Origin of the sequence: Diplocloster agilis, assembly GCF_019042275.1 — a bacterium.
GTDB lineage: Bacteria > Bacillota > Clostridia > Lachnospirales > Lachnospiraceae > Diplocloster > Diplocloster agilis.
Genome location: NZ_JAHQCW010000087.1, coordinates 1 through 1,526, shown reverse-complemented (window position 1 = coordinate 1,526; position 1,526 = coordinate 1). Strand labels below are relative to the sequence as shown.

Annotated in this window: 1 protein-coding gene and 1 pseudogene; both read left to right on the top strand. The window is 43.8% G+C overall.

From position 1 onward, the window contains the following. Positions 1-343, top strand: a pseudogene (locus KTH89_RS24635) (hypothetical protein); the annotation flags it as partial. 181 nt (positions 344-524) lie between these two features. Next, complete coding sequence (locus KTH89_RS24630) at positions 525-1,256, top strand: SIR2 family NAD-dependent protein deacylase (RefSeq protein WP_158348877.1); 732 nt, start codon at positions 525-527, stop codon at positions 1,254-1,256. Positions 1,257-1,526 lie beyond the last annotated feature (270 nt).

Below are 1,526 nucleotides of genomic sequence, written 5' to 3'. Positions count from 1 at the left end.
GTTCCTGATGACGAGGAGGGCGGAAGTAATGAATTCAATCCTGACGGAATATAATGAAGAACAGGTTTTGGCCGACATAGGACAGGAACGTTACGAAGAGGGAAAGGCAGAAGGAAAAGCGGAGGGAAAGGCAGAAGGAAAAGCGGAGGGAAAAGCAGAAGGAAAAGCAGAGGGCAAGGCGGAAGATATTCTTGATCTGCTGGGAGAATGTGGAGAAGTCCCAGTAGCTTTAAAAGAAATTATCTTATCGGAGAAGGACTCTGAGACACTAAAGCGCTGGTTAAAATTTGCGGCCAGAGCGGATTCTATAGAGACGTTTAAAAACCGGATGCGTGAAACTTAATTTTCGCTGTTTCAAAAGGAAACATTCAGTGTTTTTTGTTGCCTTCACAACGAAATTCCAAAATTCGACTCCGCCTCTTATCCTTTAGCCAACTCCGGGGGGAATTCCTCCAAATCCATTGACACAACCTGGCAGAAATGGGAAAATAGAAGTAGTACTAGGAAGAAAGAGGTGAGGTTCTATGAATCTGGATTTAGTGACAAATTATATCCGGGAATCGAAGCATCTGGTATGCCTGGTGGGGAATAAACTGCAGGAAGAGTGCGGCGTCCCCAGACTCAGAGTGCAGGAGGTAGCCTATGAGGTGGAATCTAAGTATGGCTACTCCCCGGAAGAGATTTTGAGCAGTGTGTTTTTTGTCACCCGGCCGGAAATGTTTTACAAATATTACCGGGACGTCATTCTTAGCAACCAGGGAGAACCCAGTGATTCCTATTATGCACTGGCAGAGCTTGAGAGAAAAGGGAAAGTAAAGGCCATTATCACCCGGAATATTTTCGGGCTGCCCACGAGAGCCGGATGTAAGAACGTGATCGAGCTGCACGGAAGTGTCTACCGGAATCAGTGTATCCACTGCAAAAAGGATTACAGCATTGAGGACCTCAAGAAAAGTACAAAAGTACCTACCTGTGATGTGTGTAAGTCTATTATCAGGCCATCGATCCGTCTGTATGGGGACATGGTGGATAACGGCGTCATGACCAGGTCTGTGGATGCGATTGAACAGGCGGATGTGTTATTAGCCCTGGAACTGGATCTGAATTCCTCCGGTTATGAGCAGACGTTTCATGATTTTGCCGGTGGTAAGATCATTCTTCTGAAAAGTCAGCCGCATTTTCTGGACGAAAAGGCCGATCTGGTCTTATATGGGCAGGTAAAAGAATTACTGCCGGAAATTGTTAAGGCACTATAATTTACAAAAACAAAGAACAAGCAGGAAAATTACAAAAAGTAAAATTGTGGATAAAATTGGTAAAATTACCAAGTGAATTCGTGATTTCTACAGAACATTGATTTTGCAGCACTTAATTCACGTCATTTTGGTTTACGAGTGACAAAAATAGAGTTACAATAACCATACAGAGGCCTGTTTTCATGTGTGCAAGCATGACAAACAGGCATCTGGGTAAGCGTGCAAGACTAAATTCCACATGCATTTTTCATGTAAGATTAAATTCGGCAG